Source organism: Fluviicola sp. (assembly GCF_030151805.1).
Taxonomy (GTDB): Bacteria; Bacteroidota; Bacteroidia; order Flavobacteriales_D; family Crocinitomicaceae; genus Fluviicola.
The window spans coordinates 1-7,151 of sequence record NZ_JASLCN010000508.1 but is presented as its reverse complement, the minus strand read 5'-3'; the positions used below and the strand labels follow the sequence as shown (position 1 = coordinate 7,151).

At 34.9% G+C, this 7,151-nt stretch carries 11 protein-coding genes and 1 pseudogene; 5 read left to right on the top strand and 7 right to left on the bottom strand.

Going from position 1 to position 7,151, the window contains the following annotated elements:
- Nucleotides 1–330 precede the first annotated feature (330 nt).
- Complete coding sequence (locus tag Q1V93_RS19275; protein ID WP_300667109.1) at nt 331–471, top strand: hypothetical protein; 141 nt, start codon at nt 331–333, stop codon at nt 469–471.
- A 22-nt stretch (nt 472–493) separates the two neighbouring features.
- Nucleotides 494–784: pseudogene (locus Q1V93_RS19450) on the top strand (HNH endonuclease); the annotation flags it as partial.
- 548 nt (nt 785–1,332) lie between these two features.
- Here the strand turns inward: Q1V93_RS19450 and Q1V93_RS19445 are convergent.
- Entirely contained in the window at nt 1,333–1,449 is a 117-nt protein-coding gene (locus tag Q1V93_RS19445) for a YSIRK-type signal peptide-containing protein (protein ID WP_367183845.1), read from the bottom strand.
- A 34-nt stretch (nt 1,450–1,483) separates the two neighbouring features.
- Nucleotides 1,484–2,410, bottom strand: coding sequence for an ATP-binding protein (locus Q1V93_RS19265; RefSeq protein WP_300667105.1), 927 nt, complete (start codon nt 2,408–2,410; stop codon nt 1,484–1,486).
- 62 nt (nt 2,411–2,472) lie between these two features.
- Between Q1V93_RS19265 and Q1V93_RS19260 the strand changes: the two genes are divergently transcribed.
- Nucleotides 2,473–2,679: a hypothetical protein gene (locus Q1V93_RS19260; protein ID WP_300667103.1), complete on the top strand. Its 207-nt coding sequence runs from the start codon at nt 2,473–2,475 to the stop codon at nt 2,677–2,679.
- Here the strand turns inward: Q1V93_RS19260 and Q1V93_RS19255 are convergent.
- From Q1V93_RS19255 to Q1V93_RS19235, 5 genes are all read right to left on the bottom strand, one after another.
- Nucleotides 2,669–2,941 carry a hypothetical protein gene (locus tag Q1V93_RS19255; RefSeq protein WP_300667101.1) on the bottom strand — a complete coding sequence of 91 codons (273 nt, stop codon included), beginning with the start codon at nt 2,939–2,941 and terminating at the stop codon, nt 2,669–2,671. The genes Q1V93_RS19260 and Q1V93_RS19255 overlap by 11 nt on opposite strands.
- Before the next feature lie 36 nt (nt 2,942–2,977).
- Complete coding sequence (locus tag Q1V93_RS19250; protein WP_300667100.1) at nt 2,978–3,310, bottom strand: hypothetical protein; 333 nt, start codon at nt 3,308–3,310, stop codon at nt 2,978–2,980.
- A 110-nt stretch (nt 3,311–3,420) separates the two neighbouring features.
- Nucleotides 3,421–4,389 carry an IS1595 family transposase gene (locus tag Q1V93_RS19245; RefSeq protein ID WP_300667098.1) on the bottom strand — a complete coding sequence of 323 codons (969 nt, stop codon included), beginning with the start codon at nt 4,387–4,389 and terminating at the stop codon, nt 3,421–3,423.
- Nucleotides 4,349–4,645, bottom strand: a complete 297-nt coding sequence (locus tag Q1V93_RS19240; protein WP_300667096.1) for a hypothetical protein — start codon at nt 4,643–4,645, stop codon at nt 4,349–4,351. The genes Q1V93_RS19245 and Q1V93_RS19240 overlap by 41 nt, the downstream gene beginning before the upstream one ends.
- Nucleotides 4,646–4,800: 155 nt before the next feature.
- Entirely contained in the window at nt 4,801–6,057 is a 1,257-nt protein-coding gene (locus Q1V93_RS19235; protein WP_300667094.1) for a DUF2130 domain-containing protein, read from the bottom strand.
- A gap of 257 nt (nt 6,058–6,314) precedes the next feature.
- On the opposite strand from Q1V93_RS19235, the gene Q1V93_RS19230 reads away from it, so the two are divergent.
- Together Q1V93_RS19230 and Q1V93_RS19225 are read left to right on the top strand one after the other, a co-directional pair.
- Entirely contained in the window at nt 6,315–6,530 is a 216-nt protein-coding gene (locus tag Q1V93_RS19230) for a helix-turn-helix transcriptional regulator (RefSeq protein ID WP_300667092.1), read from the top strand.
- Between the two features lie 2 nt (nt 6,531–6,532).
- A partial coding sequence (locus Q1V93_RS19225) for a hypothetical protein (protein WP_300667090.1) occupies nt 6,533–7,151 on the top strand: 619 nt, incomplete at its 3' end.

Here is a 7,151-nt window from a genome sequence, read left to right as displayed (position 1 = left end):
ATTCAATATCAAGGTCAGAAAAACTATTTGAATCAAGCGCATTTGCTCTTTGAACAATTCCATTCTGTTCCAATATATTGAGCATCCCTTTAAGAAAATCTATGTCCATAGATAGATTAGTAGACATAAAAAAAGGTGCTCGTTCAGTGTAAGAACTATTTTTTTATCTCTTAAATATTCTAAGATTTTTAATATTTGAATATTATGGTTATCAATGTCTTCCATTCATTTAAAATTAGGAAGGAATAATTAATTGGAATCGTTTTAGTTGAAAACTCTTCAAAAAAATTTGTTTCGTTTTTCAGAACTATTTATTCATAAATGTGAGTTATGAATGAGTCAAAAATAAGAGAATATGTAAGAGGTATTTTGAAGGAATGCATCGAAGAGCAGAGGCTTGAAGAAGACAACCTAGTATCACAAGACGAACTGGAGGAATCTAATAAAGAGACTATTGATGAAGATAGTTAAATTAGAGACAAATTAATTTCTTATGAAACCCTATCAAAAGAAAAAGAAACTCTTCAATATTTTCTCACAAAACTTAAAGTGGTTCCTAGAATATCCACGTATCGAATTGGTAAGTGAGGATGGAAAAAAAATCACAGATGGATATGTTTGTCCATTATGTTTTTGTTCCTTTCCTGAAGAAGCTTTAGATAATACTTTTGAAAATCCCTTAACATTAGAAGACGTTCCTCCGAAGTCTCTTGGAGGAAAAGTTAGAACACTTACCTGCCGCAAATGCAATAGCGAAGCTGGACATAAAATAGATGCACACCTAGCAAATCAACTTCAATTGGACAATATGTGGAAGGTTAATTCAGAAGTAAGAGCAAGGTTTACTTTAGGGGGAAATAAAGTTAATGGTACATTTTCTATGACCGAAAAAGGAGTGGTATTCAATTTACTTACAGAAAACTCTCACCCTATTCAAAGCAAGAAGTTTATTGAAGATTTAAAAAATGGGGCTATGGAAATAAGTGGTGCTAAGCTGGAGTTTTCTCCTCTTGTTAAAGCAGATTTGCGAAGAGCTGAATTAGGTCTTTTAAGAGCTGCGTATTTATATGCATTTAGCGAATTAGGTTATGGTATGATGCTAAATGGTGGGATGACTAAAGTTCGGGAACAATTGATGAATCCTGAGAAGAAAATTCTTCCAGGTGTTTTTTGGTTTAAGTATGATTTTTCAGATGACTTATATGGGTTTAATATTATTCGTGAACCAAAAGAATTACGCTGTTATTTAATTATATTTGATTTAATTACAAAGTCTGGAAAGATGCAATGTGCGATTGCGCTACCAGGTCCATCGTCTCCAAGTATTGGGATTTATGAAAACATCGAAAAGATACTTGGTAAAGATGAAACAGGTGATACTACAATTAAAATAGAACATATACCTACAGAAGATTTTCTATTAGAAAAGCAATTTACATTTGTAAGCAACTACTGGTGGCAGGTGCATTGTACTTGAAAAAATCTATACTTTGTCTCTATAATATTTATCACCTTTTTTGACTTCTGAAGCATCATTTTCTTGTTCAACAAACTGCATTTTAATTGGGTCAAATATCCCAACCATTGTTATTAATTCGGCATTTCTACTCCATGCCATTATTGTAATGTAAAAAGGCTTTCTATTATGTGTGATATAAAATTTTGGGTTTATAAATAATCCTTTCCAAAGGACCTGATTAGATGTATAGCCTAATGAGTACATATTTCCATGAGTGTGAGACGTATCAACTTCATATACTGGATGAACTGCTGCAATTCCAATTATTTGTACCGTGTATGATACTTTCTCTGTAGGATAAGGAGAAATGTTACTAATTGACATCTTGCAATTAATCTTTTCATCATTTATTATTTCAAAATTGAACGTTAGATTCAACTTAGGTTTTTGCCTTCTAAAAAACAATGCTTCCACAACACCATGAGGCGCGGGTTTAGCTTCGCGTTCCAATCGAATATAGTATCTACCATCTTCATTACTTTGATGCGGAGGTGTGAAACTTTGTGGTACCTCAACAATAAAATAGCTTCCTTCTTTAGAATGGAATTCTTGAATTTTGATATTAGTTGGAGACGGAGAAATGTTACTTACAATTTTGGTCATAAGCCAATCTTTACCTCTAAAGTTTGAAGGTGTTAATTCTCCTTGGCAAATAGTTACTTCTGTTTTTGAGGTTGGCTTCTTTTTTGCTTCTCTTGGTGTTCCAATAATAAGAATACCACCTTCAGTGTTTAGAAAAGCACAAACCTCTTTATAGACATCATCAATAGATACACCACCAGATTTAAATTCCAAAAGTGATGATTCTTCTTGTTCTTCATGGAAGAAATTTTGCAGGTCCTCGAATGTGATTTCGATTAGATTTTTTCCAAAAATGAATTCACTAAGCATATTTTTTTCTGTTATTTTATTTTTCTCTTGAATTTCCTCTTTTCCTTATTTATCTTCTTAATATGGAGAATAATAGATACGAAAATTGTAAAATTACCATTGAATTAAATGGTAAGCCAATATTTTGCGCTGGATGGCAGGATATTAATCTATCAAAAAATAAAGAAGATGCAGCTCTTGCACTTGCAATCATCAACAAGTATAGAGAATACTTAAACGGGTTTACAGATGGTATTAAATTTCAAGAGACTGTCAAAACTATATCTTGAGTTGTGTAGCAGAGTAGCCTATTGGTAAAGGACCATCTTTATTCGTGTCCTCATCATTAGCGTTTCGAACTTTAAATGTCACAAAATAATGGGTTTCTGTCACTGAGAAACTTGGTTCTCCTTCAGCAATGAACTTGCCCTTATATTCGCTATTTATTGATGACCTTATACTTTCAAAGTCAATCGACAATTCCATTGTTTTGTAAGGTCCCCAGTTTGAGTAATGTTCAATCTTTGTTGTAATAAATAGTGTTTCAGCCATAATGAATAGTGTTTTGATTCACTCAAAATTATCATTTTAATTCAAAATCACATCAACCCTCAATCCTCCATTTCTGATATAACAATCAAAAATTTGGTAGCGTACATTCGAAACTTGCATTTTTTCATGCATAGAGGAATCTACATCAATTTCTCTTCCATCAATTGTATCAGGAGTGAAATTAGTACCAGGATGACCTATTTCAAACAAATTACAATTGTGTAGTGCAGATAAAACCTTCATTCTCTTTCTGAATCCTCTGCTCTTTTTACTTTCAAAAAGTTCCACAATTACATTAGCTCCTTGAAAGCCAACAACTCTTTGATTCCTCAAAAAATGAAGAATATCAACTAATCTAAATACTTCCATCACGCTGCGATTTTAGGGTTAATAATAAGGTCATTATATCTGAGGCGCTTACCATATAAGCCGTCCAAGAAAGTATCCACTTTTTCAAGCTCTGAAATACCACGAATATTCTAGCGGAACTGATGTTCTTTGGCATAACGTTTTAGGTGGTGAATATCCATGTGGAAAATTGTTCCAAATACGAAGCGTTCCCAGTGCCCCCAGATACCATCTACTGTATTAGTGTGAACGTCACCCCGCACAAATTCTTTCTCTTTATGGTTTACTGATTCTCTGCCAGAGAAATCACTTTCAATGCCATCATATAAATTGGCTTCATCTGTGTAGATGAAAGAAGTGCTATCAATGTGTCTGCGCAAGATTGGAAAGATGTTCTTTTTGGTTCTATGTTTTTCACCTTTTCCTAGTACTTCAATTATAACTTTTCCTTTTCGCTCAGCCATCCCCAAGAGTATCTTGGGTTGATAGTAAGGCACCTTCTTAGGAATTTCACTTGATTTTCTTCTTGGTCCTTTTTGCCCTCCACTTTCTAGTGGATAACCACGAAGTCTTCTTCGTTTCCTTTGGCTCAGACCATGAATTGCTTCTTGTGCTTCTTCGTGCTTCTTCTTTTTCCTTTGAAGTCTTGTATCCCTTCGGATGTCTGGACTGATGTATTTCTCATCAACCTCAACAATCCCATTTAGAATAGTATTATCGTCATCAGTTATAACTTTTCTGAGTCTATGAAGCATAAACCAAGCTGTTCTCTGCTCAACTTCAAGAAGTTTAGCTAGCTGACAACTGCTAAGACCTCTCTTATTTGTTACGAAGAAGTAAATCGCTCTAAACCATATTCTCAACTTCAGATTTGAAGACATGAATATTGTATTTGTTGTGAGTCTAAATTGCTTCTTGCAAGCTGAGCACTTCCAAATATTTCGAGTTGTAATGAAGTAGTTCATATATTGGTTTTTGCAATGTTCACAGGTTGGTACACCTTTCCATTTATGGTCTATGATGTATTGCCTGCACTTCTCTTCGGTTCCGAACCGCCTATCATGACTTTCCAGTCCGTATTTGTCTTTTTTTGTTTCCATGATTTCTTGATTTTTTCTCTGCTTTTCTGATATATTCTGAAATGATTGATTCTCTTAATTCCTGTGGCATTGACTTAACAAATTCATTGTCCAGGAGTGCTGCGTTCCTGAATAAGTTCAGGATTAAGCCATATTTTTTTTCACTCTTGATTTCTGTTGAGTGGACGATTGCTAGAGCCTCTTTTATGGTCTCAAAATCCCTTTGACTTTGTAAGTCAAGGAAAAGCAATAGCTGAAATATTTCATAGTTGTTCATACACTATTTTTTGATTGGTAATTTGACTAAAAGCAAAAGGGGAATTTCAAATGAGATTCCCCTTGTCTAAACATGAGCGTACAGCAATACACTGTTTATGAAAAACACCTATGTACTTTGCATATCATGTGGGGATTAAACATTTGCATTTATGGTTAACTTGCTTGTTTGAATTCGAGCATTGGAATATCTCCAACTATTTCTCCGCCAATTGCCTTTATACTTCCATAAAAATCAACTGTACTCATTAGAACCTGCTCTAGGTGTTTTGCTCTGCGCTTCCAGAGAAGTTGCATCTTCAATTGTTCATCGATATGAGAATCTTGAAGTTGTTTGAATCCTTCAAGTATGGATTCAAAAGTTGCTTTGAAGTCTGCAGAAGTTAAGTACCCATAGAGCAAGCTCATCTTGTCCTTTTTGTTAGTTTGGGTTACAACAATTGAGTGCGTTTTGAGCAGACCATATCTTAGCAAAAGAGAAAGGTCCCTCACATTGGTCAGCGTGGTTATCCAAACGCCATCGATTAATGCATACTTTCCTTCAGCTTCCTTGGGCATTGTCTTTGTCACAATGACCATCAAATCTGCCTTTGCTACCAAGTTATCTTGGCGTAATTTTTTGGTAAAGGCTGGACTCCAAGCCTTAGTGTTTTTCGCTTCGTAAATGATTTGCCCTACAGTTTCACCTTTACTAGTGCGGACTACCTGTAAACAATCCGCCCCTTTTTGCCCCTTTTTTATCTCATCTAATGTGTCTGTTGGATGAGCCTCTCTCAATATATCTTCAAGGACCAATTCATGAGCTTCACCTTGGAGTTGCATCGAGCCTTGAGAAGCTCTTCGTTGAGCATCTTCTAGCTTTTCTTTAAGCTGGTCAATTATGGTTTGTTTCTCTTTTAACTGTAGGAAGCTCGCAACCTGTAATTCTTCTTTCATAGAAGTTTTTGCATTCTGAAGGCGCTCAGTTAACTGCTGCTCCATCTTGAGATGAATTGCTGCTTCTTTCTCTTCAAATTCACGACTGAGACGAGCCATTTTGGACTTCAACTGATTATGCTCTACAAGTTGTGCACTTTTTGCATTAAGCTCATTTTCCAGTTCTTTAAGTTGTAAGGATTTTTCTTCCTGAATTTCCTTTCGGATAGATTCTCGAATCGACTCTTCTCGTGAAAGCAATTGAGCTTTTACTTTTTGCTGAATCAACTGGTCCACATCTTCTTTTTCTTGAGAAAGTTCAATCTGAAGTTTGGCATAATGCTTCTTCTCTTGGTTGAGTTTTTCTTCCCGCACTTTGAGTTCAGTTTCCAGGTCATCACGAACTGATTGTGCAAATTGATTGATAAGTAATTCATCGACACTTAGGGTCGTGTTACATTTAGGACAAGTAATATCCCTTTTTGATGAAGTTTTCATAATAATAAAAAATTAAGGTTAAACAATCCGACCAACCGACTTTCGTTTGGTACTCTTCACATTTCCTCCGCCACTTTGTCTAACCTTAATTTTTTAGGTAGAAAGTTGACTTGTTGACAAGAACCTTTCCTGTCGACAATTTATTATACGCTAAAAATTTCAATATGTTTCAAAATTGATACATTTTTGATTATATTTACTAACAATAGAAACGTTTTGTTGTTTTAAGCGTAAAGAATGTTATAACATTTAATGAGATGGAAAACCACATTTACTTATCGCGTTTAGGCGAAAAAATTAGGGACCTTAGAAAAGACATGGGTAGAACCCAAGAGGAATTTGCACAGGATATTGGAGTATCAAGATTGGTGGTCTTAAAAATAGAAGCAGGAAGTGCTAATAGCTCCATTACTCGCCTTCGGGATATTGCTAGAGCATTGAGAGTTGAGCTGAAGGATTTAGTAACTTTATAGTTATGGATAAAACCAAAGCAGGAGAAATAGCATTAAGTGCTACAGAATCATTTCAAAGAATAGTTCTGGGTTTTTTACCTGGAGGACATGTTATTGACGAATTTCTAAATTTCAGAAACAATCTGAAGCAGCAAAGAGTTCTAAAATTCTCTGAGAATGTAAAAACAGCACTTGAAGAGCTCACTGATGAAGAAATTGATGAGTCAAATTTTAAAAGTGAGGACTTTGTTGATATTGTCGAGATGATATTCACCAAGGTTCAAAACACGAAGTCTGAATATAAGCTAGAACGCTTTCGAAACATCTTGGTAAAACAGCTTATTGACCCACAACCTGAAATGGATATGATTTTCAAATACGTCAAGCTTCTTGATGAATTGAACGATGTACAGATACACATCTTAGATGACTTTAGATTTTGGCAAGGACAGAAAATCATTAGTATCATTGTTGCTTATGAAGGAGAAGATGGACCTAAGTATAAAGATGATTACATTATAAAAAGGATTTCAGAAAAAGTCGGGTACGATGTTTCAAAATCTGAAACAGAATATTTCACCAATGAATTGGTAAGTTTAGGACTTGTTCGCAATGATAGCAGAGTAATTACTGCGATGGGAG

What these genes read in the sequence shown, in the direction of transcription:
- Q1V93_RS19260 (WP_300667103.1), top strand. Translation starts at nt 2,473, where the DNA reads ATGGAGAATAATAGATACGAAAATTGTAAAATTACCATTGAATTAAAT.
- Q1V93_RS19230 (WP_300667092.1), top strand. Translation starts at nt 6,315, where the DNA reads ATGGAAAACCACATTTACTTATCGCGTTTAGGCGAAAAAATTAGGGAC.
- Q1V93_RS19265 (WP_300667105.1), bottom strand. Translation starts at nt 2,410, where the DNA reads ATGCTTAGTGAATTCATTTTTGGAAAAAATCTAATCGAAATCACATTC.
- Q1V93_RS19235 (WP_300667094.1), bottom strand. Translation starts at nt 6,057, where the DNA reads ATGAAAACTTCATCAAAAAGGGATATTACTTGTCCTAAATGTAACACG.
- Q1V93_RS19250 (WP_300667100.1), bottom strand. Translation starts at nt 3,310, where the DNA reads ATGGAAGTATTTAGATTAGTTGATATTCTTCATTTTTTGAGGAATCAA.
- Q1V93_RS19245 (WP_300667098.1), bottom strand. Translation starts at nt 4,389, where the DNA reads ATGGAAACAAAAAAAGACAAATACGGACTGGAAAGTCATGATAGGCGG.
- Q1V93_RS19240 (WP_300667096.1), bottom strand. Translation starts at nt 4,645, where the DNA reads ATGAACAACTATGAAATATTTCAGCTATTGCTTTTCCTTGACTTACAA.
- Q1V93_RS19255 (WP_300667101.1), bottom strand. Translation starts at nt 2,941, where the DNA reads ATGGCTGAAACACTATTTATTACAACAAAGATTGAACATTACTCAAAC.
- Q1V93_RS19275 (WP_300667109.1), top strand. Translation starts at nt 331, where the DNA reads ATGAATGAGTCAAAAATAAGAGAATATGTAAGAGGTATTTTGAAGGAA.